At 64.3% G+C, this 26910-nt stretch carries 28 protein-coding genes, 1 tRNA gene and 1 pseudogene; 10 read left to right on the forward strand and 20 right to left on the reverse strand.

The genetic code is table 11. The features are described from left to right. Window positions 1-4: 4 nt before the first annotated feature. The 13 genes and pseudogenes from leuE to gloB form a co-directional block, all read right to left on the reverse strand. On the reverse strand, window positions 5-682 hold the full coding sequence (gene leuE, locus CYJ10_RS18930; RefSeq protein ID WP_101683017.1) for a leucine efflux protein LeuE: 678 nt from the start codon (window positions 680-682) through the stop codon (window positions 5-7). A gap of 48 nt (window positions 683-730) precedes the next feature. Next, on the reverse strand, window positions 731-1879 hold the full coding sequence (gene carA / locus CYJ10_RS18935; protein WP_101683018.1) for a glutamine-hydrolyzing carbamoyl-phosphate synthase small subunit: 1149 nt from the start codon (window positions 1877-1879) through the stop codon (window positions 731-733). Window positions 1880-2208: 329 nt separating this feature from the next. Next, on the reverse strand, window positions 2209-2622 hold the full coding sequence (locus CYJ10_RS18940) for a RidA family protein (RefSeq protein ID WP_101683019.1): 414 nt from the start codon (window positions 2620-2622) through the stop codon (window positions 2209-2211). A 57-nt stretch (window positions 2623-2679) separates the two neighbouring features. Then, complete coding sequence (locus CYJ10_RS18945; RefSeq protein ID WP_101683020.1) at window positions 2680-3105, reverse strand: acyl-CoA thioesterase; 426 nt, start codon at window positions 3103-3105, stop codon at window positions 2680-2682. Window positions 3106-3128: 23 nt separating this feature from the next. Further along, window positions 3129-4832: an AMP-binding protein gene (locus CYJ10_RS18950; protein ID WP_101683021.1), complete on the reverse strand. Its 1704-nt coding sequence runs from the start codon at window positions 4830-4832 to the stop codon at window positions 3129-3131. 32 nt (window positions 4833-4864) lie between these two features. Next, window positions 4865-6037, reverse strand: coding sequence for an acyl-CoA dehydrogenase family protein (locus CYJ10_RS18955; RefSeq protein ID WP_101683022.1), 1173 nt, complete (start codon window positions 6035-6037; stop codon window positions 4865-4867). A gap of 9 nt (window positions 6038-6046) precedes the next feature. Then, window positions 6047-6898, reverse strand: coding sequence for an enoyl-CoA hydratase family protein (locus CYJ10_RS18960; protein WP_101683023.1), 852 nt, complete (start codon window positions 6896-6898; stop codon window positions 6047-6049). A 166-nt stretch (window positions 6899-7064) separates the two neighbouring features. After that, a complete protein-coding gene (locus CYJ10_RS18965; protein WP_101683186.1) occupies window positions 7065-7859 on the reverse strand; it encodes an SDR family NAD(P)-dependent oxidoreductase in 795 nt (264 codons plus the stop codon). A 2-nt stretch (window positions 7860-7861) separates the two neighbouring features. Then, window positions 7862-10237, reverse strand: coding sequence for a bifunctional salicylyl-CoA 5-hydroxylase/oxidoreductase (locus CYJ10_RS18970; RefSeq protein ID WP_101683024.1), 2376 nt, complete (start codon window positions 10235-10237; stop codon window positions 7862-7864). A 176-nt stretch (window positions 10238-10413) separates the two neighbouring features. Next, window positions 10414-12303 carry a propionate--CoA ligase gene (locus CYJ10_RS18975; RefSeq protein ID WP_101683025.1) on the reverse strand — a complete coding sequence of 630 codons (1890 nt, stop codon included), beginning with the start codon at window positions 12301-12303 and terminating at the stop codon, window positions 10414-10416. An 85-nt stretch (window positions 12304-12388) separates the two neighbouring features. After that, window positions 12389-13348: pseudogene (locus CYJ10_RS35245) on the reverse strand (glycerophosphodiester phosphodiesterase family protein). Window positions 13349-13479: 131 nt separating this feature from the next. After that, window positions 13480-15183: a transglycosylase SLT domain-containing protein gene (locus CYJ10_RS18985; RefSeq protein WP_101683026.1), complete on the reverse strand. Its 1704-nt coding sequence runs from the start codon at window positions 15181-15183 to the stop codon at window positions 13480-13482. A gap of 178 nt (window positions 15184-15361) precedes the next feature. Further along, window positions 15362-16162: a hydroxyacylglutathione hydrolase gene (gloB, locus tag CYJ10_RS18990; protein WP_101683027.1), complete on the reverse strand. Its 801-nt coding sequence runs from the start codon at window positions 16160-16162 to the stop codon at window positions 15362-15364. 10 nt (window positions 16163-16172) lie between these two features. Between gloB and CYJ10_RS18995 the strand changes: the two genes are divergently transcribed. The 5 genes from CYJ10_RS18995 (at window position 16173) to CYJ10_RS19015 (ending at window position 19115) form a co-directional block, all read left to right on the forward strand. After that, on the forward strand, window positions 16173-16973 hold the full coding sequence (locus CYJ10_RS18995) for a class I SAM-dependent methyltransferase (RefSeq protein WP_101683028.1): 801 nt from the start codon (window positions 16173-16175) through the stop codon (window positions 16971-16973). Window positions 16974-16997: 24 nt separating this feature from the next. Beyond that, on the forward strand, window positions 16998-17435 hold the full coding sequence (gene rnhA / locus CYJ10_RS19000) for a ribonuclease HI (RefSeq protein WP_101683029.1): 438 nt from the start codon (window positions 16998-17000) through the stop codon (window positions 17433-17435). Window positions 17436-17483: 48 nt separating this feature from the next. Beyond that, a complete protein-coding gene (dnaQ, locus tag CYJ10_RS19005; RefSeq protein ID WP_101683030.1) occupies window positions 17484-18221 on the forward strand; it encodes a DNA polymerase III subunit epsilon in 738 nt (245 codons plus the stop codon). 139 nt (window positions 18222-18360) lie between these two features. Continuing rightward, window positions 18361-18435: transfer RNA gene (locus CYJ10_RS19010), tRNA-Val, on the forward strand. A 431-nt stretch (window positions 18436-18866) separates the two neighbouring features. Beyond that, window positions 18867-19115, forward strand: coding sequence for a hypothetical protein (locus CYJ10_RS19015; protein WP_101683031.1), 249 nt, complete (start codon window positions 18867-18869; stop codon window positions 19113-19115). Window positions 19116-19215: 100 nt separating this feature from the next. On the opposite strand, the gene CYJ10_RS19020 is transcribed toward CYJ10_RS19015, so the two are convergent. The 7 genes from CYJ10_RS19020 to CYJ10_RS19045 all read right to left on the reverse strand — a co-directional run bounded on the left by CYJ10_RS19020 (window position 19216) and on the right by CYJ10_RS19045 (window position 24665). Further along, the gene (locus CYJ10_RS19020) at window positions 19216-19788 is read right to left on the reverse strand and encodes a DUF2213 domain-containing protein (protein ID WP_101683032.1); all 573 of its coding nucleotides are present in this window, start codon (window positions 19786-19788) and stop codon (window positions 19216-19218) included. 64 nt (window positions 19789-19852) lie between these two features. Further along, window positions 19853-20689 carry a hypothetical protein gene (locus tag CYJ10_RS19025; RefSeq protein WP_101683033.1) on the reverse strand — a complete coding sequence of 279 codons (837 nt, stop codon included), beginning with the start codon at window positions 20687-20689 and terminating at the stop codon, window positions 19853-19855. Window positions 20690-20817: 128 nt separating this feature from the next. Beyond that, window positions 20818-22947: a lytic transglycosylase domain-containing protein gene (locus tag CYJ10_RS19030; RefSeq protein WP_101683034.1), complete on the reverse strand. Its 2130-nt coding sequence runs from the start codon at window positions 22945-22947 to the stop codon at window positions 20818-20820. 53 nt (window positions 22948-23000) lie between these two features. Continuing rightward, on the reverse strand, window positions 23001-23552 hold the full coding sequence (locus CYJ10_RS19035; protein WP_101683035.1) for a hypothetical protein: 552 nt from the start codon (window positions 23550-23552) through the stop codon (window positions 23001-23003). Between the two features lies 1 nt (window position 23553). Further along, entirely contained in the window at window positions 23554-23814 is a 261-nt protein-coding gene (locus CYJ10_RS19040) for a hypothetical protein (protein ID WP_101683036.1), read from the reverse strand. Further along, a complete protein-coding gene (locus CYJ10_RS34200) occupies window positions 23814-23966 on the reverse strand; it encodes a hypothetical protein (protein ID WP_180862991.1) in 153 nt (50 codons plus the stop codon). Before CYJ10_RS34200 ends, CYJ10_RS19040 begins: the two co-directional genes overlap by 1 nt. A gap of 33 nt (window positions 23967-23999) precedes the next feature. After that, a complete protein-coding gene (locus tag CYJ10_RS19045; protein ID WP_101683037.1) occupies window positions 24000-24665 on the reverse strand; it encodes a hypothetical protein in 666 nt (221 codons plus the stop codon). 224 nt (window positions 24666-24889) lie between these two features. Between CYJ10_RS19045 and CYJ10_RS19050 the strand changes: the two genes are divergently transcribed. The 5 genes from CYJ10_RS19050 (at window position 24890) to CYJ10_RS19065 (ending at window position 26749) form a co-directional block, all read left to right on the forward strand. Next, window positions 24890-25219, forward strand: coding sequence for a helix-turn-helix transcriptional regulator (locus CYJ10_RS19050; protein ID WP_101683038.1), 330 nt, complete (start codon window positions 24890-24892; stop codon window positions 25217-25219). Then, the gene (locus CYJ10_RS19055) at window positions 25216-25503 is read left to right on the forward strand and encodes a hypothetical protein (protein WP_101683039.1); all 288 of its coding nucleotides are present in this window, start codon (window positions 25216-25218) and stop codon (window positions 25501-25503) included. Before CYJ10_RS19050 ends, CYJ10_RS19055 begins: the two co-directional genes overlap by 4 nt. Next, on the forward strand, window positions 25500-25631 hold the full coding sequence (locus CYJ10_RS34860) for a hypothetical protein (RefSeq protein ID WP_257993420.1): 132 nt from the start codon (window positions 25500-25502) through the stop codon (window positions 25629-25631). The genes CYJ10_RS19055 and CYJ10_RS34860 overlap by 4 nt, the downstream gene beginning before the upstream one ends. 2 nt (window positions 25632-25633) lie before the next feature. After that, a complete protein-coding gene (locus tag CYJ10_RS19060; RefSeq protein WP_101683040.1) occupies window positions 25634-26083 on the forward strand; it encodes a hypothetical protein in 450 nt (149 codons plus the stop codon). 441 nt (window positions 26084-26524) lie between these two features. Continuing rightward, on the forward strand, window positions 26525-26749 hold the full coding sequence (locus tag CYJ10_RS19065) for a hypothetical protein (protein ID WP_101683041.1): 225 nt from the start codon (window positions 26525-26527) through the stop codon (window positions 26747-26749). Window positions 26750-26910 lie beyond the last annotated feature (161 nt).

Consider the following 26910-nt stretch of genomic DNA (forward strand, 5'->3'; position numbering starts at 1 on the left):
ATCGTCAGCCCAGGGTGGCCGTGGCCAGCTTGGCACCGAAGCCGATGAACATCGCGCCGACCCCGCTCGACATGCCTGCGGACAGGCGCCGGCGGCGGCGGAACGCATCGGCCAGCCGCGCGCCCACGAAGATGATCGTTGTCAGGTACGCGAAGCTGCAGATCTGGCAGACCAGGCCCAGCGCCACGAACGACAGCGCCGGATACGCGAACTGCGGGTCCACGAACTGGATGAAGAACGAGATGAAGAACAGGATGGCCTTCGGGTTCAGCAGGCTGATGACCAGCGCCTTGGTGAACGGGTTGGAAGACTTGTCCACCGGCACGGCGGCCGCCTGCGCGGCAGCGGGGTCGGCCGGCTTCGCCCAGTTGCGCACTGCGCCGCGCAACATCTGGAAGCCGATCCAGCCCAGGTAGCCGGCGCCCACGTACTTGATCACGTGGAACAGCGCCGGGCTGGCCTTGAGCAGCGACGCCACGCCCGCGGCCGACAGCACCATCAGGATGGCATCGCCGACGAACACGCCGCACGCGCCCCTGTAGCCGGCACGCACGCCGCGCTGTGCGGCCACCGACAGCACATACATCGAGTTCGGCCCCGGCAGCAGCACAATGAAGATCGTGCCGAGCACATAGGTCCAGAAATCGGTGATGCCGAAGCTGGCGTGCATGAAAGCGGTCATGGCAGGTGGATCCCGTTCAGGTCTCTCGTTGCATCAAACGCGCCGCGTTCAGGCGGCAGCCTTGGCGCGGGCGTCCTGCATCAGCTTCGTAAAGCGGTCGAACAGGTACGCGATGTCATGCGGACCCGGCGACGCTTCAGGGTGGCCCTGGAAGCAGAATGCAGGCTTGTCGGTCAGCGCAAAGCCTTGCAGCGTGCCGTCGAACAACGACGTGTGCGTAACGCGTGCGTTGGCCGGCAGCGTCGACGCATCGACCGCGAAGCCATGGTTTTGCGACGTAATCACCACACGGCCATCATCATGATCCTTGACCGGGTGGTTCGCGCCATGGTGGCCCGTGCTCATCTTGAGCGTCTTCGCGCCCACAGCCAGCGCCATGATCTGGTGACCCAGGCAGATGCCGAACGTGGGGATGCCGCGGGCGATGAACTCGCGCGTGGCGGCGATGGCGTAGTCGCACGGTTCGGGGTCGCCGGGGCCGTTCGACAGGAAGATGCCGTCCGGATTCAGCGCCAGGGCGTCGGCCGCGCTGGCTTGCGCCGGCAGCACCGTCACCTTGCAGCCGCGCTCGGCCAGCATGCGCAGGATGTTGAACTTGACGCCGTAGTCATAGGCCACCACGTGGAACTGCGGCTTATCCAGCTTGCCGTAGCCCTCGCCCAGCTTCCACTCGGTCTGGGTCCATTCGTACGGCTCCTTGACCGACACGACCTTGGCCAGGTCCATGCCCGAGAGGCCCGGGAACGAGCGCGCCAGGTCGATGGCCTTCTGCACGTTGTCTTCGCCCGCCAGGATGCAGCCGTTCTGGGCGCCCTTCTCGCGGAGGATACGGGTCAGCTTGCGGGTGTCGATACCGGCGATCGCCACGACCTTTTCCTGCTTCAGGTAGTGGGCGAGCGTGTGTTCCTTGCGGAAGTTGGAGGCCAGAAGCGGCAGATCCTTGATGATCAGGCCGGCGGCATGGACTTTCGTGGCTTCTACATCCTCAGGATTGACGCCGTAATTGCCGATATGCGGATACGTCAGCGTGACGATCTGCCGGGAATAGCTGGGGTCGGTGAGGATTTCCTGATAACCGGTGATGGCGGTGTTGAACACCACTTCGCCGATCGTATGGCCGGAAGCGCCGATGGAATAGCCACGAAAGACCGTGCCGTCTGCAAGCGCGAGGATGGCGGACGGAAAAGACGGTAACACGGGTAGGCTCCTGCTGGACTCACCCCGTGACCGACCTGCTCAACGCCTCTTGCCCCGTGGGCGGCCCAATGAAGGGACCGGCTGACGCATGGCTTTTTCATCACATTTTTGCGGTGCATGAAAAACGCGCGCAATCGGGGCGGCGGAAGGTGGAATACGGTAGGCGCTAGGGTGAAGGGTTCTGAAAGCGAAACTTTCGAATTATATCCCGCTGCACCCAATTTCTCAAGTATTCAACAACTTACGACGGGCAGAAGCGGCGTACGGCTTACCTGTCATGGGAATGACATGGCGCCGCGCCGCCGCCTTCCGCTGATTCACCGGGTGATTTATACCGTCGGCGGCACCACCACCGTAACCTCGATTTCCACCTTGGCGCGCGGCTCCACGAGATCAGCCACTTCCACGGCCGTCATGGCCGGAAAATGCCGGCCGACGATATCGCGGTAGTGCTGGCCGATGGCCTTGTAGGCGCCTACGTATTCGGCCTTGTCCTTCACATACCAGGTCATGCGCGCGATGTGCTCGGGCCGCGCCCCGCCCTGCTCCAGCACCGCCACGATATTGCGCAGCGCCTGCGCCACCTGCAGCGCGAAGTCGTCGGTCTCGAACTTGCACTGGCCGTTCCAGCCAATCTGGCCGCCCACGAAAATCAGGCGGCTGCCTACCTGCATCTCGGCCATGATGCCGTTGGCGTAGCCCTTCGGCGCTGCCCAGTCGGGCGGTTGCAATGTCTTCAGCATGTTCGGTCCTCTCGGTGTTGCCAATCCGTTCGTTCAGTTCGTTCAGTTGATCCCGGGTCACGCGGCGGGCGCGAGATAGCGCCCCATCGCGGTGCGTACGGGTTCGGGCAGCGGCTGCGACGTCATCGCGCGCGTGTCCACGCAGACCAGCCGCTGACTGATGGCCATGCGCGTATCGCCGTCCGGGCCGGCAAAGCGGATATCCACCGCAAAGCTGCTGCGACCGATGTGCGTGACGCGCAATTCGCGGGTCAGCAGCTCGCCCAGACGGCTCGGCGCCTCGAAGCGGCATTGCAGCTCGGCCGTGGGAATGCCCGCGTGCGCCGCCCCGTGCATGGCGTCGAACGGCCAGTCCAGGGCGTCGGCAAACCAGTCCTCGATAAAGTCGTTCAGCATCTCGAAGTAGCGCGGGTAGAACACGATGCCGGCGGCGTCGCAATGCTTGAAGCGGATGCGCACGTGGTTGCGGAATACGTTATTCATGACGGTCGCTCATGACGGTTCGCTCACGGCTGCCCGCCCTCGTTGGCCATCTGCCGCAGCCGGAAGCGTTGCAGCTTGCCGGTCTCGGTGCGCGGCAGCACGGCCACGAACTCGATGCGGCGCGGATACTTGTAGGGCGCGATCTCGCGCTTGCAGTAGTCCTGCAGGGCGGTACGCGTCACCTCGTCGGCCGCCACGCCGGGGCGCAGCACCACGTAGGCCGTCACCACCTGGCCGCGCTCCACATCGGCGGCGCCCACCACGCCGCACTCGGCCACGAACGCGTGCTTCATCAGCGTGCCCTCCACCTCGGGCCCGGCGATGTTGTACCCGGCCGAGATAATCATGTCGTCCGAGCGGGCCTGGTAGAAGTAGTAACCATCCTCGTCGGCCATGAAGGTGTCGCCGGGCAGGTTCCAGCCATCGCGCACATAGACCTCCTGGCGCGGGTCGTCGAGATAGCGGCAGCCGGTGGGGCCACGCACCGCGAGCTTGCCCACGGTGCCGGGCGGCACCGGCTGCATGTTGTCGTCGACGATGCGCGCCTCGTAGCCGGGCACCACGCGGCCCACCGCACCGGGCCGCACATCGGCGCCGGCGCTGGACACGAAGATGTGCATCATCTCGGTGCCGCCCAGCCCGTCGGTCATCTCGATGCCCGTGGCGGCCTTCCACGCCTGGCGCGTGGCGTCGGGCAGCGCCTCGCCGGCCGACACGCTCTTCTTCAGGCTGCCGATATCGAACTGCTTCGCCAGCGTGGCCATCTGCCGGTAGAAGGTAGGCGCCGTAAACACCACGGTGGCGCGATGGTCCTGGATCAGCTTGAGCAGCGTCTCCGGCGTGAGCTTCTCGGCCAGCGCCGTGCTGGCGCCGATGCGCAACGGGAAACACAGCATGCCGCCCAGCCCGAACGTGAACGCGATCGGCGGCGTGCCACAGAAGACGTCGTCCGGCGTGGGCTTCAGCACGTGGCGCGGGAACAGGTCGCACATCGCCAGCACGTCGCGGTGGAAATGCACGGTGCCCTTGGGCTGGCCCGTGGTGCCGCTCGTGAACGCGATCAGGCAGATGTCGTCGGCGGCGGTGTCGCAGGCGGCAAAGGTATCGGGCTTGCCGTCCATCGCGGCTTCCAGCGATCCCGCGCCAGTGCCGTTGAAATAGCGCACCGTGGTCAGCGTCGGGCAGTAGTGCTCGCCGTCGGCGCGCTGGTTGGCGTCAAGCTCCTCGCGCAGCCGGGCGTCGCACAGCGCGGCGGTAACCTGGGCCTTGTCGATGATCTGACGCAGTTCCTTGGCACGCAGCAGCGGCATCGTCGGCACCGCGATCAGGCCCGCCTTGAGCGTGGCCAGCCAGCTGGCCGCCATCATCAGGTTGTTCGGCCCGCGCAGCAGCACCCGGTTGCCCGGCACCAGCTTCATGTCTTCTACCAGCACATGGGCGATGCGGTTGACCAGGGCCGCCAGTTGCGCGTAGGTCACCGTTTCGATGCGTCCGTCGCGCTCATGGCGTACGGCCACGCGCTGACCGTTGCCACCGGCAACATGGCGGTCCAGCAGTTCCACGGCGGCGTTCAGCCGTGCCGGGTAGCGCGTATCGTCGTTGAACTGGAACACCGGCCAGGTGTCGGGCGGCGGCAGGCGATCACGGGCGAAGGTGTCGACGTGCGCCGTGGCGGCACTGGCGCTGGCACGCGCGGCGGCGCTCGTGACGATGGTGGGGGCGACCATGCTTGTCTCCTGTTGGATTCGGATTCGATGCGTCAGGCCTGGCGCGCCGCCAGCGTCTCGCGCGCGATGATCAGCTTCTGCACCTCGGTGGCGCCTTCGTAGATCCGCAGCGAGCGGATCTCGCGGTACAGGCTCTCCACGCGCGTACCCACCTTGACGCCCAGGCCGCCAAAGATTTGTACGGCGCGGTCGATCACCTGCTGGGCGTTCTCGGTGGCCACCATCTTGGCCATGGCCGCCTCGCGCGTGGTGCGCTGCTGGCGCACATCGCGCAGCCAGGCGGCGCGGTAGGTCAGCAGCGCGGCCGAGTCGATGGCCGTGGCCATCTCGCCAATCGCGGCCTGCGTCAGCTGCAGGTCGGCCAGCATGCCGCCGAACATCGGCCGCGACGTGGCGCGCGCCAGGGCGTCGTCCAGGGCGGCGCGACCAAAGCCCAGCGCGGCCGCGGCCACCGATGCGCGGAAGATGTCCAGCGTCATCATCGCCACCTTGAAGCCCTGCCCCGCCTCGCCCAGCCGGTTGCCCACCGGCACGCGGCAGTTGTCAAAGCGCAGCGTGGCCAGCGGATGCGGGGCGATGACGTCGATACGCTCGGCGATCGACAGGCCCGGCGCATCGGCATCCACCACGAACGCGGTAATGCCGCGCGCACCCGGCGCCTCGCCGGTCCGCGCGAACACGCAGTAGAAATCGGAAATGCCTCCGTTCGAGATCCAGGTCTTGGCGCCGTCCAGCACATAGTGCCTGCCGTCATCGGACAGGCGCGCGCTGCATTGCATCGCCGCCACATCGGACCCAGCCTCGGGCTCCGACAGTGCAAAGGCCGCAATCGCCTCGCCCCGGGCCACGCGGGGCAGGTAGCGCTCGCGCACCGCGTCGCTGCCGGCCAGCGTGATCGCGCCGGAACCCAGGCCCTGCATGGCGAAGGCGAAGTCGGCCAGGCCATCGTGACGCGCCAGCGTTTCGCGCAGCAGGCACAGCGCGCGTGAATCCAGCGCCGGCAAGGCGCCACCAAAGGCGGCCGGTACGCAGTAGCGCAGCCAGCCCGCCTGGCCCAGCTGGCGCACCAGTGCCCGGCACGCGGCGTCGGCATCGTGATGATCGATGTCGCGCAGGTGCTCTCCGCACCAGCCATCCAGTTCACGTTCAAGCTGGCGGTGCGCGTCGTCGAAGAACGGCAGGTCGAGATAGGTCTTGTCGCTCATGCCGGCTCCTCAATCGCCCTCGAACACGGGCTTCTGCTTGGCCACGAACGCGTCGTAGGCACGGCGGAAGTCGCGCGTCTGCATGCAGATCGCCTGGGCTTCGGCCTCGGCCTCGATGGCCTCGTCCACCCCCATGTTCCATTCCTGGTGCAGCAGCTTCTTGGTCACGCCATGCGCGAAGGTGGGGCCCGCCGCAATCTGGGCGGCCAGCGCCTGGGCCTGGGCCAGCACGGCGTCCGACGCATGCAGCGCGTTGAAGAAGCCCCATTGCAGGCCTTCGTCGGCAGTCATCGAACGACCCGTGTAGAGCAGCTCGCTGGCGCGACCCTGCCCGATCATGCGCGGCAGCAGCGTGCAGGCGCCCATGTCGGCGCCAGCCAGGCCCACGCGGACAAACAGGAAGGCCGTCTTGGCCTGCGCCGTGCCGATCCGCAGGTCCGAAGCCAGCGCCATCATCGCGCCCGCGCCGGCGCAAATGCCGTCGATCGCACTGATCACGAGCTGCGGGCAGGCGCGCATGGCCTTGACCAGATCGCCCGTCATGCGCGTGAAGTCGAGCAGTTCGGGCATCGACATGCGGGTCAGCGGCCCGATGATCTCGTGGACGTCGCCGCCCGAGCAGTAGTTGCCGCCCGCGCCGGTGATCACCACGGCCTTGATGTCCGTGGCGTAGCACAGGCCGCGGAACAGGTCGCGCAATTCGGCATAGGAATCGAACGTCAGCGGATTCTTGCGCTCCGGCCGGTTCAGCGTGATCGTGGCCACCTTGCCGTCGGCCGACACCGACCACAGGAAGTGCTTCGGCTGGTAATCGGCAAATGCGCGCTTGTGGTGGCGCATATCCAGTGCAATGTCGCTCATCGGTTGTCTCGCTCCAGTGTGTGTTCTCGCCTCTTCCACGGTTTGGAAGAGGGGGCGGGAGAAAGGGCACGACGGCTCGAACCGCGCCCATCGCTTTGTGAAAGGCTCGCCCTCTCCCCCAGCCCCTCTCCCGCCTTGCGGGAGAGGGGAGCAAACATTCGGTACCTCAACCCGCCATCACCTCGCCGCCCGCCACCGGCACCGCCTGCCCCGTGATGGCGGACGCTGACGGGCGGCACAGCCACGCTACGGCGTCGGCCACCTCGTCGGGCTGCACCAACCGCCGCTGCGGGTTGCGCGCGGCCAGTTCGGCACGCGCCTGTTCTTCCGTACGGCCGGTCTTGCCGACGATATTGGCCACGGCGTCGCGCACGATATCGGTCTCGGTATAGCCGGGGCACACCGCGTTCACGGTGATGCCCTTGGGGGCCAGTTCCAGCGCCAGCGCGCGGGTCAGCCCGATCACGCCGTGCTTGGCCGCGCAATACGCGCTGACGTAGCCGTAGCCGATCAGGCCCGCCGTGCTCGCCACGTTGACGATGCGCCCCCAGCCCTGCTCCAGCATCGCGGGCAGCGCCGCCTGGGTACACAGGAAGGTGCCGGTCAGGTTGACGTCGAGCATGCGCTGCCACAGCGCCAGGTCGGTCTTGGCGAACGGTGCGCTATGCGCCTGGCCCGCGTTGTTGATCAGCAGCGTGATCGGGCCGCGCTCGCTGGTGGCCTGGGCAAAGGCGCCGGCCACCTCGTCGGCATCGGTAATGTCGGCCGTGGCCGCCCCCAGGGCCGCGCCGTCCACGGCCAGCGGCTCCAGGGCCTGCATGGCTGCATCCAGCACCGTGCAGTCGCGGCCCACCAGCGTGACGCTGGCGCCCTCTTCCAGCAGCCGGCGCGCGATCGCGGCGCCAATGCCGCGCCCGCCGCCGGTGACCAGCGCATGATGGCCCTGCAACGCCAACGCCATGATCATTTCCCCGGTTGCTGCGCGTACGATGCGGCACGCGCCAGGTTGGTTTCCAGCTGCCGTTTGCCCGCCACATACTGCTTGGGCCAGGCGACATCGCGATAGCCCAGTCGCGCGGCTTCGTGCAGCGTCCACGCCGGGTCGGCCAGGTGCGGCCGCGCAATCGCGCACAGGTCGGCGCGGCCAGCCGCCACGATGCTGTCGACGTGATCGGCCTCGAAGATGGCGCCGACGGCAATCGTCGGGATGCCGGCTTCATTGCGGATGCGGTCGGCAAACGGCGTCTGGTACATGCGGCCATAGACCGGCGCCTGGTCGGGGCTGACCTGGCCGGACGAGCAATCGATCATGTCGGCGCCGGCCGCCTTGAAGGCGCGGGCGATCTCCACGGCGTCGTCGGCCGTGATCCCGCCCTCGACCCAGTCGTGCGCCGAAATCCGCACCGACATCGGCTTGTCCTGCGGCCAGACGGCGCGCACCGCGGCAAAGACCTCCAGCGGAAAACGTAGCCGGTTGGCCAGCGAGCCGCCGTAGTCGTCGGTGCGCACATTGGTCAGCGGCGAGATGAAGCTCGACAGCAGGTAGCCGTGCGCGCAGTGCAGTTCCAGCCAGTCGAAACCGGCCTCTGCCGCGCGGCGGGCGTTGGCCACGAAGTCGTCGCGCACACGGTCCATGTCGGCCCGCGTCATCTCGCGCGGCACCTGCGACACGCCCGGCATGTAGGGCAGCGCCGACGCCGATTCCAGCCGCCAGTTGCCGTCGGCCAGCGGATAGTCCATCTTTTCCCAGCCCAGTTGCGTGGAGCCCTTGCGCCCGGCGTGGCCCAGCTGCATGGCAATACGGGCATCGCTGTTGGCATGCACGAAATCGACGATGCGCTTCCAGGCATCGCGCTGTGCGTCGTTCCACAGCCCCGGGCAGCCCGGCGTGATGCGCGCATCGGGCGACACGCAGGTCATCTCGGCCACCACCATGCCGGCACCGCCCATGGCGCGCGAGCCCAGGTGCACCAGGTGGAAATCCCCCGGCACGCCGTCTGCCGACGAATACATGGCCATCGGGCTCACCACCACCCGGTTCTTCAGCGTAACGCCGCGCACCGTGAACGGCGTGAACATGGGCGGCAGGCCCGCGTCACCGCCGCCGGCGCGCAGCTTCAGGGTCTCCTGTGGCACGCCGGCCTGGGCGGCTAGCCATTGCTCGAACCCATCGACATAGCCCGCGTCGCGCACGCGCAGGTTCTCGTGCGAAATCCGCTGCGAACGCGTCAGCAGCGAGTAGGCGAACTGCTCGGGCGCCATGCCCGCGTAGCGCTCGACATTCTCGAACCACTCGGTGGAATTGCGCGCGGCGTTCTGGATCTTCAGCACCTCCACGCTACGCGTGGCCTCGTAGCGCGTCAGCGCGTCGGGCACACCATCCACCCCGGCGGCACGGTGCGCGCCGATCTCGTTGGCCAGGTCGATCGCGTCTTCAAGCGCCAGCTTGGTGCCCGATCCGATCGAAAAATGGGCGGTGTGCGCGGCATCGCCCATCAGCACCACCGGCACGCGGCGGCCATCGGCCAGCGTGTTCCAGTGCACCCAGCGGTGGCAGATCACGCGCGGGAAGCGGATCCAGCTCGCCGATCCGCGCAGGTGCGTGGCGTTGCTGATGAGCCGGTGGCCGTCCAGGTGGCGCGCGAACAGCGTCTCGCAGAACGCCACGCCTTCTTCCTGGCTCATCTGCTCGATGCCGGCGGCCCGCCATACGGGCTCCGGGGCTTCGACGATGAACGTCGAGGTGTCGTTGTCGAACCGGTAGGCATGGGCCTGGAACCAGCCATGCTCGGTCTTCTCGAAGGCAAACGTGAACGCGTCGAACGGCTTGTGGGTGCCTAGCCAGACAAAGCGGCACTGGCGCGTGTCGATATCGGGCGCGAAGGTTTCGGCGTAGCGGGTGCGGATGCGGCTGTTGATGCCATCGGACGCGATCACCAGATCGGCGTTGTACTGCTGCGCCAGCGCCTGGTCGTCGCTGACGTCGGTCTCGAACACCAGCTTGACACCGAGCGCCTCGCAGCGCGCCTGCAGGATATTGAGCAGCCGCTTGCGGCCGATGCCGATGAAACCGTGCCCGCCCGAGCGGATCGTGCGGCCGCCGATATGGATGTCGATGTCGTCCCAGTGATTGAACGCCGCGTTGATCTCGGCCGCGCTCACCGGGTCGGCCTGCTTCAGGTTTTCGAGCGTGGCATCGGAAAACACCACGCCCCAGCCGAACGTGTCGTACGGCCGGTTGCGCTCCACCACCACCACCTCGTTCGACGGGTCCTGCAGCTTCATCAACAGGCCGAAGTACAGCCCTGACGGGCCGCCACCAATACAGAGCACTCGCATCTGTCAGTCTCCTGCACGCCATCGGCACGGGGCCGGGGCATTCTACATCAGGGTTAAATATTTTATGCTTAAAATATTAGGGCGCTTGGCGATGGCTGGCAAGAACAATTTTAGGTGGGGCCTGGCACGGCCCCCTCCTCCGCGCGCGCAGAAAAGGGAAGCCATCGTCACATCAATCAGCCCAAGGCGTCTTTCACCTGATCCAGGGCCGTCGGGTCCTCGATCGTCGTCAGGTCGCCCGGATCGCGCCCTTCCGCCACGGCCTGGATGGCGCGGCGCAGCAACTTGCCCGAGCGGGTCTTCGGCAGCGCGTTGACGAAGAACACGCGCGCCGGCCGCGCGACCGCGCCCAACTGCTGCTCCACGGTCTTCATCAGCTCGCCCTCGAAGATCAGGCGGTCTTCATCGGAGCCGGTGCGGCTGGCGTCGCGGGCGATACAGAAGCCCAGCGCCACCTGCCCCTTCAGCGCGTCCTGCACGCCCACCACCGCCACCTCGGCCACGCCCGGATGGGACGACAGGCTTTCCTCGATCTCGCGCGTGCCCAGCCGATGCCCGGCCACGTTGATCACATCGTCGGTGCGCCCGAGGATAAAGACATAGCCATCGTCATCGCGCACGCCCCAATCGAACGTCGAATAACACTCCCTGTTTGGCACGGCCGACCAGTAGGTGCGCACGAAGCGGTCATCGTCGCCCCAGACCGTGGTCATGCAGCCGGGCGGCAACGGGTAGTCGATGGCCACCACGCCTTTCTGGTTTGGCGCGCATTCTTCACCGGTCATCTCGTCGACGATGCGCAGGTCGTAGCCATAGGCCGGCACGCCGGGCGAGCCCAGCTTGGCCGGCAAGGCCTCCACGCCGCGCTGGATCGCGATGATCGGCCAGCCCGATTCGGTTTGCCAGTAGTTATCGACCACCGGCTTGCCGATGCCGTCCTGGATCCAGCGCGCCGTGGGTTCGTCCAGCGGCTCGCCGGCCAGGAACAGCAGGCGCAGGCTGGACAGGTCGTACTGGCGCAGCAGCGCCGGGTCCTGCTTCTTGAGCACCCGGATAGCCGTGGGCGCGCTGAACATGATGTTCACGCCGTGCTGCGCCACGATCTTCCAGAGGATGCCGCCGTCGGGGCGGATCGGCGTGCCTTCGTACATGACGGTCGTCATGCCGGCCAGCAGCGGCGCGTAGACGATATAGCTGTGGCCAACGACCCAGCCCACGTCGGACGCCGTGAACATCGTGTCGCCGGGCTTGCCACAGAAGATGTATTCCATCGACGTGGCCAGCGCCACCGCATAGCCGCCGGTGTCGCGCTGCACACCCTTGGGCTTGCCCGTGGTGCCCGAGGTGTACAGCACGTACGATGGCTCGCTGGACTCCAGCCACACGCACGGCACCTGCTGGCCGGCCATTTTGTCGCGCCAGGCGGCGTAGTCCTCGTCGCGGCCGGCCGTGTGCGGCATGTCGGCCAGCTTGCGGTCCACCAGCAGCACCTTGTCCGGATGATGGCCGGCCAGCCGGATCGCTTCGTCCAGCAGCGGCTTGTACGGCACCACCTTGCCCGCGCGCGACCCCGCGTCGGCGCTGACGATCACCTTGGGTTTCGCATCGTCGATGCGCGCGGCCAGGCTAACCGAGGCAAACCCGCCGAACACCACCGAATGCACGGCCCCGATGCGGGTACAGGCCAGCATCGCGAACATGGCCTCGGGAATCATCGGCATATAGGCCAGCACCCGGTCGCCACGCTGCACGCCCAGCGCCTGCAGCGTGGCTGCCATGCGGCTCACCTCGTCGTGCAGCTGGCGATACGTGTAGATGCGTTCGGAATCGGTCTCGGTGGACACATAGACCAGCGCACGCTGGTCGGCCCGCTCGGCCAGGTGGCGATCGATGGCGTTGTGGCAGAGATTGGTCCGCCCGCCAACGAACCAGCGCGCGAACGGTGGGTGGCTGTCGTCGAGCACGCGCTCGAACGGGGTTTCCCAGTCGATACGCGTGGCCTGCTCGGCCCAGAATCCCGCCTTGTCGGACAGGGAACGCGCGTGCAGGGCACGGCTTGCCGTCATGATGTCTCCTCCGCTTGTCATTTGTCGTAATGCGGTGCGGATGGCTTCGGCCGGGCCTGAGGAGGGCTGGGCTACCGCGCGGCGCCTACTTGCTGCATCGCGCAGAGTCCTGCACCACCTGGGCACGGATGCCGGCCATCTTTTCTGGAGAATCTACCATGACGGCGTCGAGGCCCAAGCGTTTGGCCTGGCAGTAGGCCGCCATATCGTTGACGCCGAAAGCCACAAGGTTGGATGGCGTCCTGGCGCGGTAGCAGTTCATGGCGTCCCGGGTCCAGAACACGGCATTGACGGGCGAGCGCCCTTCTCCCAGCGTGAACTGCTCCACCACCTCCACGTTCCGCCGCAACTCGAAGCCGGCCCACGTGCCAGAAGCCGGCGGTGTGCCGCATGCCTGGCCAAGCGTGGCGGTTACCAGCCGGTTGCGCGTGGCATCGCGCGACTCGAACAGACGCGCGCTGGGCCACGCGGCGAATGATTGCGGGAAGTCCGCTTCGGTCGAATACATCAACACGCGGTCCCAGGCGTTTTCCGATGCCAGCACCTGCACCACCGCAAAGGTCTACGGCGCCGCCGGCATCGATTTCATGTCGAGCACCACCGGCACCGCTGCCGGAATCGCGCGCAGGGCGTCGCGCAATGTCGGGATACCCACGGGCTGGGCGCGATAGGGATATCGCTGGGTGCCATCGGGTGCGGTCTGGACAAAGTGCCATCCCGCATTGAGCTGGGCAAGCCCGGCGGCGGTCCAGTCGGCCACCTTGCCGGTGCCGTTGGTCAGTGCGTCAAGCGAGGCAGGACGGTACAGCACCGGTACGCCATCGGCGCTCAACTGGACAGACAGCCAGATCATGTCCGCGCGCTGCGCCAGCGATGACTCGATGGCGGCAAGCGTGTTTTCCGGGCGATCCGCAGTGCCCGCGCGATGGGCCATCAGTTTCGGGGCGGGAAATTCAGGATCTGCTTCGGCTTGCTCGGTCTCGCAAGCGGCGCCGAGGCAGGCCACGGCCAGGGGCAAGATGGACAGGGATCGAATAAGAGACATGGGCGAAAGAGACGCTTCTGAGGAAAAGCGTCACTTTGGTCGCCCCGGACCTGTGCGGTCGTTGATGACCGTCAAGCAGGCGGCCAGTCATGCAGACCGCCCCGCAACGCCAGCGGGGCGGTTATGGCCGATCAGCGAGAATGGCCCTTGGCGGACTTGGCCGACGGCGCCGACTTGGCGGGTGCGGCCGGCGCCGGCTTGCTGGTCGACTTGGTGGCGCCCTTGCGCGGCGCGGCCTCCACCACCACGCGCTTGCGCGGCTCGGCCTTTTCAGCCTTCGACGACTTGGAAACCGATGCCTTCTCGGCTTTCTCTGATTTCGCCGCCACGGTCTTGCCGTGCGCAGCCTTGCCACGGGCCGGCGTATCGTCGCCATCGTCGCCGCGCTCGGCACGTGCCGCAGCCGCCGAATTCGGACGGACCATGAGCACCAGGCTCTGGCCGGCCACGAGTTTGCTGCCCGACAGCTTGTTCCACGATTGCACCTGCCGCACCGACACCCCGTACCGGTGGGCCACCGACGACACCGTGTCCTTGCGGCCCGCCTTGACCACCACGCGGCGCGCGTCGGGCACATCGGGCTCGACGGCCAGCATCGCGGTGTCCACCAGCGACGCGCTGATGTCCTGGTCGTGGCGATCGGTACGCGGAATCATCACCGTCGACCCCGCCTTCAGACGCATGCCCTTGGGGATGCGGTTGATCTCGCGCAGCGTGTCGGCATCGACATTGAGCCGCGCGGCCAGGGCTTCCACCCGCTCGCGGCTGTCCACCGAGATGGCCGTCCACGTGGACAGGCCGCCGCGATAGGTATTGAGGTTGTACTGGAAGCGCTCGGCGTTATCGAACGGCAGCAGGATCTGCGGGTTGGCCGCCCCCAGGATCACCGGGCGGTTGAAGGACGGATTCAGCGCCTTGAACTCGTCCAGCGGCATATTGGCCAGCTTGGCCGCCAGCGCCACATCGATGTCGCGCGACGTGGTCACCGTCACAAAGTACGGATGGTCGGGAATGTCGGGCAGCTTCACGCCATACGCGGCCGGATTGGCGATGATGTTCTTCACCGCCTGCAGCTTCGGCACGTAGTAGCGCGTCTCGTTCGGCATGGTCAGGCTGGCGTAGTCCGTGGGCAGCCCGCGCGCCTGGTTGCGCGCGATGGCCCGCGACACGGCGCCCTCGCCCCAGTTGTAGGCGGCCAGCGCCAGTTGCCAGTCGCCGAACATGTCATAGAGCCGCGACAGGTAGTCGAGCGCCGCGTCGGTGGACGCCAGCACATCGCGCCGCTCGTCGCGGAACATGTTCTGCTTGAGGTTGTACGTCTTGCCCGTGCTGGGAATGAACTGCCACATCCCGGCCGCCTTGGCCGTGGACTCTGCCTGGGGATTGAACGCGCTCTCCACGAACGGCAGCAGTGCCAGCTCGGTCGGCATGTTGCGGCGCTCCAGCTCTTCCACGATGTGGTAAAGGTAGCGGCTCGACCGGCTGACCATCCGCTCCATATAGTCGGGGCGGGCGGCATACCACTGCGTGCGGTCATCGACCAGCGTGCCTTCCAGGTCCGGCATCGCAAAACCCTTGCGGATGCGGCCCCAGATATCGGACGACGGCCCGCGCAGCCAGTCCACGCTGGACTGGTCGACGTTGACGACGTTGGAATTGGAAAGCGACCCGGCGCGGCCGGTGCTGTTCAGGGTGTTGAGCGGGTCCTTGGCAGGACCTGACTCCAGGGCGGTCGGCGTGCCGGCCATCTCGCCGGCAGGCGGAGTGGGTGTGCTGGCGCAGGCTGCAAGCAGCGCGGCACACGCAACTACCGCCAGAAATCGACCAAATCGCATTAAGTTCTCTGAAAGTGACGCCAAAAATTTCGCCTGATCCTATGGAAAAGGCAGGGTGGCGTCAATGAGATTTTCCCCAAGATGCAATTTGGACATCTTGCGATACTTCAAATGCGGACCGGGGCTGCCCGCGCCGACGCCGCAAACCGCTGCCCCGCCTCCAAACGTCTGGAATGTCTTAGCGGAAGTTGTCCTTCCATCCCCGCAACGCGCCGAACGCCGCGGCGTCGTTGCTGACATCGCCACCCTGGTGCTGCACGGCCCGGCGCACGGCCGGCTCGCGCGAGCGCAGGAACGGATTGACCGCACGCTCATGGGCCACCGTGGTGGGCACCGTGGGCGTATCGGCCTGGCGCAGCGCATCCACCCGGGCCGACCAGGCCGACAGGTCGGCATTGCCAGGCTCCACGGCCTGCGCAAAGCGGACATTGCTGCGCGTGTATTCGTGGGCGCAGTACACCCGGGTATCGCCGGGCAGGGCGGCCAGCTTGTCCAGCGACGCCAACATCTGCGCCGGCGACCCCTCGAACAGGCGCCCGCACCCGCTGGCGAACAGGGTGTCGCCGCAGAACACCACGTGGCCCGCGCCGGGCAGGTCGCCCACATAGGCCACGTGGCCGGCGGTGTGGCCCGGCACGTCCAGCACCCGGAAGCGGGCCGCCGGATGCGCCAGCGTGACCGTATCGCCCTCGCGCACGGCCTGGGTGCGATGTCCGATGCGTTCGCCAGCGGGCCCGATGACCGGCACCGGGGCGCCGTCGGGGCCCGCCGGATGACTTTCCAGCAAATCGGTTACACCCCCCTGGTGATCGCCATGGTGATGGGTGATTACAATAGCGCCCAGTGCCAGCCCGCGTTGCGCCAGAAAGCGCTCCACCGGCTCGGCCTCGCCTGGATCCACCACCGCGGCACTTTTGCCGTCGTGGATGGCCCAGATATAGTTGTCCTGAAAGGCGGGGATCGGCTCCACTTTCAACATGTGTGCTCCTATGTCCAACCGACCGATTATAGATTGGGAAGAATGGCTGGCGTCGCCACCCGGGCAGTACATGCTCCGGTGGGAGTCGCAGCAATATGACCGGACGGTAACGGACATCTTCGGCTATCACGCGGTGCAGCTGGGGCTGCCCCACATCGACACGCTGCGTGAGAACCGCATGCCGTTCTCGGCGCTGGCGCTCGATGGCCGCGCCGGCCCGCACGGGCCGCGCGAGACGCACCCCGACTCGCGCCAGTTGCTGTGCCGGTTCGACGAACTGCCGTTCGACACGCAGAGCATCGACCTGCTCACCCTGCCCCATATCCTGGAGTTTTCCGAGGACCCGCACGAAGTGCTGCGCGAGGTATCGCGCGTGCTGATGCCCGAGGGGCGCGTGGTGGTGACTTGCTTCAACCCGATGAGCCTGTGGGGCGCGCGCCAGGGCCTGAACCGGCTGGGCGCCACCCCCTTCCTGCCCAGCGACGCACAGACCATCGGCTTCGTGCGGATCAAGGACTGGCTCAAGCTGCTGGGTTTCGAGATCATCCGCGGCCGCTTTGGCTGCTATTGCCCGCCCTACCGCACCGATCGTTGGCTGCAGCGCGCCGACTTCATGGAAAAGGCGGGCGATCGCTGGTGGCCGATCTTCGGCTCGGTCTACATGATCTCGGCGGTCAAGCGCGTGAAGAACATCCGCCTGGTGGGCCCGAGCTGGAAAAACGCCAAACCCACCCTGACGCCTGTGTCGGCCCCGGTGGCCACGCCCACGGGCACGCACGGCAAACACCACAAGACCACGCCCGGCGCATAACGCCGGGCCATCCTGAATCCATCCATGCAAGAAGTCACGATTTATTCCGACGGTGCCTGCAAGGGCAATCCTGGCCCTGGCGGCTGGGGCGCCGTGCTGGTGTCCGGCGGCCACGAGAAAGAGCTGTTCGGCGGCGAAAGCCCTACCACCAACAACCGCATGGAGCTGATGGCCGTGATCGAGGCGCTGCGCGCGCTCAAGAGGCCCTGCGTCATCAATATCTATACCGATTCGCAGTATGTGCAGAAAGGCATCAGCGAATGGATCACCGGCTGGAAGAAGCGCGGCTGGATGACTGCCGACAAGAAGCCGGTCAAGAACGCCGACCTGTGGCAGATCCTTGACGAAGCCCGCCAGCCGCACGTGATCGAATGGCACTGGGTGCGCGGCCACGCCGGCCACCCGGGCAACGAGCGAGCAGACCGCCTGGCCAACCGTGGCGTGGAATCGATCGGCACCTGACCCAGCAATTCGTCGCCCGGCCTGGCCGAGCGATTACAATCCTGCCCCATGCGACAGATCGTTCTCGATACCGAAACCACCGGCCTGAACCACGCCACCGGCGATCGCCTGATCGAAATCGGCTGCGTGGAACTGGTGAACCGCCGCCTGACCGGCCGAAACCTGCACTTCTACATCAACCCGGAACGCGACGTCCCCGAGGATGCCGTGGCCATCCACGGCCTGACGGCCGACTTCCTGGCCGACAAGCCGAAGTTTGCCGAGGTCATGCATGAAATCCAGGATTTCGTGCGCGACGCCGAGTTGATCATCCACAACGCCGCGTTCGACATGGGCTTCCTGGAGATGGAGTTCAAGCTCCACAAACTGCCCCCGTTCCGCGACCAGGTGGCCAATGTGATCGACACCCTGCGCGAAGCGCGCCAGATGTTCCCGGGCAAGCGCAACTCGCTGGATGCCCTGTGCGACCGGCTGGGCGTCGGCAACGCACACCGCACGCTGCACGGCGCACTGCTCGATGCCGAACTGCTGGCCGAGGTCTACCTGGCCATGACGCGCGGCCAGAACTCGCTGGTCATCGACATGCTCGACGGCGCCGCCGCCCAGGGCGAAACCCGCGCCACGGCCGACCTGTCGGCCCTGACCCTGCCCGTGCTGCTGGCCACCGATATCGAACTCTCGGCCCACGCGAGCGTGCTCAAGGAACTGGACAAGGCCAGCGGCGGCAAGACCGTCTGGAACATCGAAGTACCCGCCGAAGTGCCCGCCGACGCCACCGTGCAATAGTCCCGTGCTGGCCAGTGCCGAAGCCCTCACAACTTTTTTAAAGAAAGTTCAAAAAAGGGCTTTACAAGGTACTGACCCATCGGCATAATCTCGTTTCTCCACTGCACGACGCCAGCAACAACGGCGACGAAGCAGCAAGGGGTGGTTAGCTCAGCGGTAGAGCACTGCCTTCACACGGCAGGGGTCACAGGTTCAATCCCTGTACCACCCACCAGTACAATGGTTAGCAAAATCAACGGCTTACGGTCTAAACACCCGTAGGCCGTTTTGCTATTCTCAGCCCGTCTATCACGCTTTCGCGTCCCTCCGAGTCCCACGGCAGTCCCGCGTTCGGGATGGGTTATCGCCCAGCCAAATTGCCGGGCGAACCTTGATTCTACCGGGACTCAAAAAGGCGGTCCTCTCTGCGCCAAGCAACCGCCTAGCAGGATTCGCGGCCCGGCCCACAGAACCACACGCAATCCCAACGCGGCCATCCGACCATGCCGAGCTACAGGCGACCCGCCGCGCGTGGCTTCTGCGCCCAGCGAACACGTTGCGGCCTAGTAAACCTGTGTCTGGCCGCGTACGATCTTCCATAGACATCCCGGCCCAGGGCGCCCTTCCCCACGGACCAACAACACAAGCTTGCGAGGACTGTGCCAAATGGGCGCCCTACGGAAACCGAAGACTGACCCGGTCAGGAAGATCGTAAGGCTGAAGGCTGCCAAGTCGCAGACCAAGGCTGCGGCCAGCGCCAATGTCACCCTCCTGGTCCTGCGCATCAACATCGCGCTGTGGATCGGCCACGCCGTGATGAAGAGCATCAACGATCAATGGCCGGGCATCCCGGGATTCACGTTCCTCACGAATCTGATTGCCCACCTGCTGGCTACGGTGAGCGTGATTCAGTGAGCGGCTACTAACGTACACGTTTTAAGGCGGAAGTTGGCCGCTGGCCGGGTAGTTGGCCGCGACTTTCCGTTGGGAATTCGCGGCTTTTTCGCGCAACCGGCTACGCGGCCTCCAGCAAGCCTAGCAATGCAGCGCTGGGAGTCCACAACTCAGCGCCACCCAGACGCGCACCGGGAACATTGGGGCGGTCAACCATAGCGACGTGGCAAACTTTGTGCGTGAAAACGACGTGTAGCACGCCATCAACGAGATTGATCGTATGCGTTGAACATACGCTGATCGCGTGCGTCCCTGCGGCGATATAGCCCAGCGCCTCCCGGCTTGTGACTACGATGTCCAACACAATCCAATCGCCGTCCTTGTACGCAGGCCCCACAACAAATCCGTGCGCGGCCTCTACATCGCCTTGGTTGTCGTGCCCGATAAGGAATGGCGTGCCATGCGCGGACTCCAGCGCGGCCTCATCGTACTGCGCGAGGTCGTATTGCTCCGTGCCCTCTGGAAATCCCGACTCGGACTCGATGCAGACCCATTCATTAGGCCCCATCGTTGCAATGCGGCAGGCCTTGAACAACACCCAGCCGCGCTCCTCGCACACATCAGGCTGAGGCCCAAGCGTGATGAGGTCTGGCCACGTCAGAGATACATCCTTGAGATCGTCAACTGTTCGCACGATCAACTCCAAGCCAAAGAAAAGGCCGCCACATGGACGGCCTGTAGGTCAGTTGGAGTGCCGATCAGCCGATCATGGTCAGGTGACCGGGCTTACCGAAGTCGAAGCCTGCCGCACGCATGGCGGCATCCGCTGCATCAATGGAGGCGTCCATGACCTTGCCCGACTTCGCACGGAACCGAGCGACATCAGCACCGGCATTCGACTTCAGACCGTTGAGTACGCGAGCACGGTTGGCTTGTTGGCGCGCATCAAACGCCGCGTCTTGCGCGCCCATCGCGCCCAGCATGGTCGCGGTTTCGTTCATCGCGGCCTCCTCTGCATCCATGCCCTGCTCGGTGTTCTCGTCCAAACGCTGCGCAATGGCGTTGTTCGGATTCTGCAAGCTGGGCGCGGTCTGTTCGTAGCTCTCTCCGGTTGCATTGGCCGCATTCGTCTGGCCTTCGCCACCCCAGCCTTGATCATCTTCCGTGGACGCGCCGGTGGCCGTGGTATCGGTTCTATCAGCGCGCTTTGCCGAAACAGCCTTCACAGCAGCCAGAATTTGCTCGACCACTGCAATGGCGTTTCGCAGCGATTCCATATCTGCACCATCCTGCACCTTGCCATCGTGATCGCCTTCGGTGCCTTCGCCGGGCTGACGTGGGCTGGTGCCTTCGACCGTGGCAGAGACGCCTGCGGTGCTTGCACTCAGGCCGCTGACGTTGCCTGCGTTGGCCAGTTGATTGGTAGTCGCGGCTTCATCGTTCGCGTGCATCTTCAACAGCATGCCGCGAGCGGTCTCGCTGCCCTGACGCATTGCGGCCTGAAGTTGACGGGCTTGCACGGTATTGCGCGACACGCTGTGCACGCGACCGTTTGCCGAATCGCAAACGAAGGCATGGAATTCTTTCTTGCTCATTTCCTACTCCTGATTGATTTGCTTGAGGTTGGATCGGTGGCCGGTTCGTTGCGCTCGCGGCCACCCTTCGAGCGTACCGATGACCAGTGTTCAGAGGGCCGAAGCCCACGAACACCTAGCGCCCGGCGTCACAGCTTGTTCCCGCTACTGGCTGCGTTAAGGCCCTCAATGACGCCCTGTTTCACTTGCCGCTCAAGATCCCAACGGGGCATGCCTCCAGCCCCATCCTGAGCATGGGCATTCACCGTAATCGCAATCGTTCCGACCGTGATGGACCGTCCGCCCTCACGCGCCTTGTCTTCGACCGTGCCGCGATTCTCTCTGAGGGTGTTCAGCGCAATTGATTGATCGGTGATTTCCCGCTTGATGCGGTCGTACTCCGTCTTGGGCAGGTTTGCTTGCTTAGATTGCTGCTGCAGTTGGAAAATCTTGTTCTGTAGCCCGGCCTCCATCTGGTTGGCCTGCCATGTCACATCGCCGCGATTGATGCCGCCCATCTGCAACTGTCGCGGCGTAACACCGAGTCCAGAAGCAATGTTTTCGTACGTTTGACGGAGGCGGATGTTTGCCTTGGACTCGCCGCTCGCAGACACACCACCGAAGCCCAAAACCTTGTCCGGATAGGCCATCGTCTTTGCGCCCCAACCGGACTGATCCAAGCCACCGTGGTACATCCTCAGGGCTTGCCGCGTATCGCCGCCTGCACGGCGCAGGTAGTCAGCGAACAGACGGGCACCGCCATGGATGTTCTGTTCGGGGTCAAACGGATTCGTAATGCCGAATGCCTTGGAGTTGGCAGGCATCAACTGCATTAGGCCCTGCGCGCCCGCCGCACTGACTGCATTCGGATTGAAGGTAGACTCCACGCCTGCAATGCGCTTGAGGATTTCAGGCGTCACACCGTCCTTGGAATACTTCTTTGCGGCGGCCTCAAAGAGGGCGTCGAATTGACTGGACTGTATGGGCTTCGCGCCTTGTCCCGCCGTGCCCGGTGCGGAAAGCCCTGCCGCCTTGCCGATTTCGCCCGCCCAGGCGGCCATAGCTTGGCGCTCGTCCACTGCGTTAGAGAACGCGTTCACAGCGCCGCTGAACATGTTGACGGCCAACTGGAATTCGTCCTGGGACTGCCTTCCGTGTTTGGCCCCCTCATCCGCCGCATCCACTGTCTTGTTGGCGGCATCCTGATTCTTCTCTGCATTCTTCTTTTGGACCTCAGCATTGATCGCGTCAGCCTTGGCCTTCTTCTCGCCTGCATCGCGCTCTTTACGCTCACGCTCCGCATCCTCATCGGTGCGGTATTGCGGATCATTCGCCCAACGGTCACGCTGTGCCTTTGCGGCATTACGACCGGCACGGCCTGACACGGCTTTGGCTGCCCGCTCCTCCGGCGCTTCCTTCTTACGCTCATCAGCGAAAAAGGAAACGATAGTGGTGATGGTGGGCAGCAATTTCTCTGCAAGCTGATTGGTCAGCCGCAGGAACTGTTCCGACAGCTTGGCGGTCGCGTCGTTGAACTTGTCCAGTTCTTGCTGCGACTTGGCACGGCCTTGGATTTCCTCATTGGTCATCTCTGTGACCGTGCCCATGGAGGCGCCCGCCTTACGCATGGCCTTGGTGACGTCCGGAGATAGGCCAAGCTGCGCACCCCATGCCTGCGCCTGTGCTTCTGTGCCGCTGGCAAACTTCGTGGCCACGTCCGTGATAACGGCATTGCCGGAACGCGAACCCTTTCCGGGCGCTCCCACATCAATGCCGAGCACCTGAAATAGCTTTGCGTCAGCGCCCATCCGAGTCGGATCGGCATACGCCGCGCTGGCCTTGCTCGTGATGTTGCGGACGGCCTCTGCTGTCTGCTCGCGCGTGACGTACCCTGCGCCGTTCTTCTGCAACTTGCGCTGATACTCCTCAATGCGCATTCCAGACACGCCAACGTCCTGCCCGACAAGGCGCTGATTGTTGTATTGCTCGCGCATCTTCATCAACGCGGACACACCAGCCCCAAGCGCGCCCACAGCGGCAGCGGCCAGACCAAAGGACTTGCCCATGGAGGAAACGGCGCTAGTAACCGCATTGACCCCGGGCACAAGTCTGCCGATCTCATCTGCCGCGCCCTTGGCGAAATCCTTTAAGCCGTTCCCCGCATCCTTTGATTTCTTGCTTACATCATCAACCTTCTGGTTGAGCTTCTCCAGCCGTGCAATGGAATCTTTGAGCTCCACTGTGTAGGCGAGCACGAACTTGTCGAGTCCATCTGCCATTTACTACTCCTAAACATTGATTTGCGGTTGGGCGTGGCTGGGTGGCGAGTCGGTCAAATGGTCGCGGCCTGCACAGGCTCCGGCTGAAAGTCGGCCCACAGAGCATCGTGTCGAACAGGGTCAGCATCATTGGTGAATACGCGCTCGCCTTCGGAATCACGCGGACCGCGCAGAGATTCGTACACAGCGGCACGGACCTGCCTCACCTCGCGGAAGTTGGCGCTGACATCTCGCTCTACGGGATGGATGACAAAGCGGCCCACGCTGAACTCGTACACTGAGCCGTCCGCGTGCTTCACGTACAGGAGCGCCTCATCACCAGGCTTTTGCGCGATGGCTGCGGCCATAAGGTTTCCTTCGGACTCGCTGCCTGCCTTCACGCAGAACAGCACCGGATAGCCGATGGTGCGGCGCGATTGGCCGCGCTTCAGGTCGATGGTCAGGAACTCGCCAGCGCGCACGATCTCAGACGGATGGGAGTCCACCGCAGGCCGGCGGTCAAAGGTATTGGAAAATTCGATCAGAGCGCCCTTCGGGAAAACGTGTCCGTCCATCAGGATGGCTTCGGTGCGTTCACCAATGAGCCAATAGTGTTGTTCGTGCATTTCAAAGACTCCTGAATTTGGTGAGGTCGTACTGCACGCGGCGCGCAGGTTGGATGCGCTCGCAACCTAGCGTCTTCATTGCCTCGTCCATCTCCGCGCCGGTGAACCGCAGGTCCAACCTGAGCCTGTATCCCGCTTCACGGAGAGCGCGAAGGGAGACGACGCGCCGCATGCAGCCATTCAGTTCAACGCGCGTGAAGGCTTGCGCTTCCCCGACCAAGGCAGGAAGGTAGGCCAACAGCGCGGCGTTGCACTTGGTCATCAGATGGCGCCCTTATCGTCCTTGATGCCAAAGAAGGTGGCACACCACCGAACGTATTCGCGGCCCCATTCAGGCGGCATTGCATCAATCAGGGTGCGGGACGGTTGAAACTTGAGTTCATTACCGTTCTCATCGGTGTAGGTTTGGTCCATTTCTAATCTCCTTTCCGGTTTGCGCGAGCTTGGTCAGTACACAACCGCAACGCCTTGATCGTTCACCACGGTGCCGTGGCCCGTGTCGTTGCGCAGATCGCGCGGCGCTTGCTGCCACAAATTTGTTTCATTGCGCTTGTCGGACATGGCGACAAAGTCGCCTCCGGTCTGCCGCGCGTGCTCCCGACTCTCCCGGCGATGCTCGCGTGCCTGCTCTTGAGCCAGGCTGGCCATCGCCTCCTCGTCACGCGTGCGGTGGTGCTGTTCATACTCGAACGGCATCGCGCTGTAGTCAGCCGACCACTTGCCGAACACCTCATCAGCGTTGGCCGGGAGATTGAGGTTGATCGACATCGCGTGCTGCCGCGACATCACCGTGAACTCCTCAGCACGCGCCGCCCATTCCTTGGCGAGTTCGTCTGCCGGGATTTCGGCAAGCACCGAACGCAGGCAGCGGCCATAGAAGTCGCTCGCCTCAAAGACTTCCATTGCCGAGTTCACCGCATCCGGGTGACCGTTGAACGTCTCGCGGAACGCCGTATAGAAGCTGTCCACTGTGCCGTGGCCGCGCACGCGGAGTTCCACGTAGATACGCAGCGCCTTGAGGCCGGCCAGATGACGAAGGACCCAATCTTGCGCGAAGTGAGAAGGTGCCAGCGCTAGGTCTTGGCCGATGATTTGAATAGCATAATTACGCATTTTGTTTAACTCCGATATGCGACTTTATTTATATTTATTTAGCCTGTTGTCGCGTTAAGGCGTACAAGAATCGTATCCGTTTCAGAGACAGTCATACCGTACACAGATGGCCTAACGATGGGCTAATACCTAGTTTTCAACGGGATATTCAGCCTTTACATCGGAGGAAGCATGTGAACACTGCCTCTTAACCGGGGGCATGGCATTAGGCCGATAATCCGCTCATGAACAGGACAAACGAGCGAGGAAATTTAATGTCAAATTCCCATAAAAATATTGTGACGCCGGGCGACATGCTTGCCGCCCTGATTGCGAAGGCTGGTGTGACCCGGCAAGAGTTCGCATCCCGTATGGGCGTGGATCGCAATACGGTGTATCGCCTGCTCAGCAACGAACGGCCCATCACGGCCATGTACGCACTGGCCATCGAGCAGGCGCACCCACACCCGGACAACCTCGCATCGCAGTGGATCGGCGCGCAAGCCGCGTATGACCTCTACATGGCCCAGTCAGGCGGCAAGAAACAGAGAAAGCAAACGGAGGTTGCGCAATGAGCACAAGCAAACGACAGTTGCAACAGCGCGAGTGCATCCTGTCCATCCGGCACCCCGGCCTGCGCCTTCGCAAAATGATGGAATTCGCGGGAATTCAGCGATGTGAGATGGCCGCACGCATGCATATCTCAGAAGGCGAGCTTCAGCGACTGATCCTTGGTGACAGGCCGCTGACTTGGTATTTGTCGCGGCGCATCGCAAGCTCACTGGTCCGAGGCTACAACCGACTGGGAGACTGGAAGGCGCTACAAATAGAGGTTGACGGCCAACGGAGCGGGCGATGAACGAAGCCATCAACCTGCTGTACGAGGCTGGGCAGGTCGCGGCGCTGCTGGCCCTGATCGTTGCCTGCTGGCTTCCAAAGGCCGCCCTTCTTCAACTGGCGCAAGCCATCAACCCATTCCGGAGGTAATCGTGACTATTGCTTATCTGAACAGTGACAACAGCGTGGAATTCGAACGCGTGCACCAACTGATCGCGTACATGGAGAAGAACCACATGGACCGCATCGGTGTATATGCGCTGCAAAGGACGAAGGGCGTGCATCCCCTTGATGCGTGGGTCACAGCGTTCGCCGCAATCGTGACGTTGCAGCGCGGAACAAGCATTGTTCCTTTGCTCTTGCAAGAGATGGACTTGACCGTGCAACCGACCGTCGCAGCCAACATGGCGGCCATCGAAGTCCACGATGGTGTAGGCGCATTCCTTCACGGTGAACCAGTGTGGACGGTGAAGGATTCCGAACAGGCACTGCAACAGATAGCAGGAAGCGGCAAGCGCCTTGTCACCCGGAAGGCCGCAGAGGCGGAACTGGCAACGGTGCGCGAGCGGATCAAGGCCAACGGCCATTCCGTGCAGCACTAAAGAACAAAGGCCCGACAGCTTGTGACTATCGGGCCTCCAACCTCAACCAACTCAGGAGCAACAACGATGCGAGCGCAAGAGGAGTATCGGCGCGGCCTGTGTTCCTGGCAACGCTATCGCTCCGGACATCACGGATGCAAGGCACGAGGAGAAAAAGGAGGCCGCACAGTGGGACTTCCGGCGACTACAGCCAGGGGATGGCTACCGGCACTGTGCGGCACGAACGGAGGTAAAGCGAGCGAAGGACAAGCAACAACTGCAGCCAGACGGAACCGGAACTGAACCTTTGGCTTGTCACAGCCGGGATTGGCCGTAACACAGAAATCGTACTGGAGTCGAGTGAACATCGGACGCAGCTGTGTGTCCGTCGCTGACATGCCACATGGACACTCCAAACGCAGCGTCGCGTTAGAGAATAGGCCAGACGAACAGGAGAGCGCGATGCGATCAACCTACTCAATCGATCCCAAGATCAACGCGGCAGCAATGGAGGCTCTCAAGGCTCAGGGCTTCTCGCTGGCCGATTACATCCGCCACGCCCTGGCTCACGTAGCAGAGGGAAATCCTGTGCCGTTCGCTCGCCGCGACTTCGGGTTTCGTGAGGGCCGCCCCAAGGGCTGGAAGCCGAAGCCGAAGCCCAAGCCCCCGGAGCAAGACGCGGCCTAATCGGCCCACAGGAACACCGTACGACCGCTACCGGGCGGACTCCCGGACCCAATAGGCCCAGCGCGGCCTACCCAAGACGTGATCGCCAGACTCCGGCTAACAGCAGCTTGACCAGTCGATACGCAAAAGAAAAGCCGCAACGGCCAGTAACCGGTGCGGCT

It is taken from the genome of Cupriavidus pauculus (assembly GCF_002858765.1).
In the GTDB taxonomy this organism is placed as follows: Bacteria; Pseudomonadota; Gammaproteobacteria; order Burkholderiales; family Burkholderiaceae; genus Cupriavidus; species Cupriavidus pauculus_B.

What these genes read in the sequence shown, in the direction of transcription:
- gloB (WP_101683027.1), bottom strand. Translation starts at nt 16,162, where the DNA reads ATGTTGAAAGTGGAGCCGATCCCCGCCTTTCAGGACAACTATATCTGG.
- CYJ10_RS18985 (WP_101683026.1), bottom strand. Translation starts at nt 15,183, where the DNA reads ATGCGATTTGGTCGATTTCTGGCGGTAGTTGCGTGTGCCGCGCTGCTT.
- leuE (WP_101683017.1), bottom strand. Translation starts at nt 682, where the DNA reads ATGACCGCTTTCATGCACGCCAGCTTCGGCATCACCGATTTCTGGACC.
- CYJ10_RS19055 (WP_101683039.1), top strand. Translation starts at nt 25,216, where the DNA reads ATGAGCACAAGCAAACGACAGTTGCAACAGCGCGAGTGCATCCTGTCC.
- CYJ10_RS19045 (WP_101683037.1), bottom strand. Translation starts at nt 24,665, where the DNA reads ATGCGTAATTATGCTATTCAAATCATCGGCCAAGACCTAGCGCTGGCA.
- CYJ10_RS19040 (WP_101683036.1), bottom strand. Translation starts at nt 23,814, where the DNA reads ATGACCAAGTGCAACGCCGCGCTGTTGGCCTACCTTCCTGCCTTGGTC.
- CYJ10_RS18965 (WP_101683186.1), bottom strand. Translation starts at nt 7,859, where the DNA reads ATGGCGTTGGCGTTGCAGGGCCATCATGCGCTGGTCACCGGCGGCGGG.
- CYJ10_RS18995 (WP_101683028.1), top strand. Translation starts at nt 16,173, where the DNA reads ATGTCCAACCGACCGATTATAGATTGGGAAGAATGGCTGGCGTCGCCA.
- CYJ10_RS18955 (WP_101683022.1), bottom strand. Translation starts at nt 6,037, where the DNA reads ATGAGCGACAAGACCTATCTCGACCTGCCGTTCTTCGACGACGCGCAC.
- CYJ10_RS19030 (WP_101683034.1), bottom strand. Translation starts at nt 22,947, where the DNA reads ATGGCAGATGGACTCGACAAGTTCGTGCTCGCCTACACAGTGGAGCTC.
- CYJ10_RS18970 (WP_101683024.1), bottom strand. Translation starts at nt 10,237, where the DNA reads ATGCGAGTGCTCTGTATTGGTGGCGGCCCGTCAGGGCTGTACTTCGGC.
- CYJ10_RS19065 (WP_101683041.1), top strand. Translation starts at nt 26,525, where the DNA reads ATGCGATCAACCTACTCAATCGATCCCAAGATCAACGCGGCAGCAATG.
- CYJ10_RS19050 (WP_101683038.1), top strand. Translation starts at nt 24,890, where the DNA reads ATGAACAGGACAAACGAGCGAGGAAATTTAATGTCAAATTCCCATAAA.
- CYJ10_RS34860 (WP_257993420.1), top strand. Translation starts at nt 25,500, where the DNA reads ATGAACGAAGCCATCAACCTGCTGTACGAGGCTGGGCAGGTCGCGGCG.
- CYJ10_RS18950 (WP_101683021.1), bottom strand. Translation starts at nt 4,832, where the DNA reads ATGGTCGCCCCCACCATCGTCACGAGCGCCGCCGCGCGTGCCAGCGCC.
- CYJ10_RS34200 (WP_180862991.1), bottom strand. Translation starts at nt 23,966, where the DNA reads ATGGACCAAACCTACACCGATGAGAACGGTAATGAACTCAAGTTTCAA.
- CYJ10_RS18960 (WP_101683023.1), bottom strand. Translation starts at nt 6,898, where the DNA reads ATGAGCGACATTGCACTGGATATGCGCCACCACAAGCGCGCATTTGCC.
- CYJ10_RS19025 (WP_101683033.1), bottom strand. Translation starts at nt 20,689, where the DNA reads ATGAGCAAGAAAGAATTCCATGCCTTCGTTTGCGATTCGGCAAACGGT.
- CYJ10_RS18975 (WP_101683025.1), bottom strand. Translation starts at nt 12,303, where the DNA reads ATGACGGCAAGCCGTGCCCTGCACGCGCGTTCCCTGTCCGACAAGGCG.
- rnhA (WP_101683029.1), top strand. Translation starts at nt 16,998, where the DNA reads ATGCAAGAAGTCACGATTTATTCCGACGGTGCCTGCAAGGGCAATCCT.
- dnaQ (WP_101683030.1), top strand. Translation starts at nt 17,484, where the DNA reads ATGCGACAGATCGTTCTCGATACCGAAACCACCGGCCTGAACCACGCC.
- CYJ10_RS19015 (WP_101683031.1), top strand. Translation starts at nt 18,867, where the DNA reads ATGGGCGCCCTACGGAAACCGAAGACTGACCCGGTCAGGAAGATCGTA.
- CYJ10_RS19035 (WP_101683035.1), bottom strand. Translation starts at nt 23,552, where the DNA reads ATGCACGAACAACACTATTGGCTCATTGGTGAACGCACCGAAGCCATC.
- CYJ10_RS18940 (WP_101683019.1), bottom strand. Translation starts at nt 2,622, where the DNA reads ATGCTGAAGACATTGCAACCGCCCGACTGGGCAGCGCCGAAGGGCTAC.
- CYJ10_RS18945 (WP_101683020.1), bottom strand. Translation starts at nt 3,105, where the DNA reads ATGAATAACGTATTCCGCAACCACGTGCGCATCCGCTTCAAGCATTGC.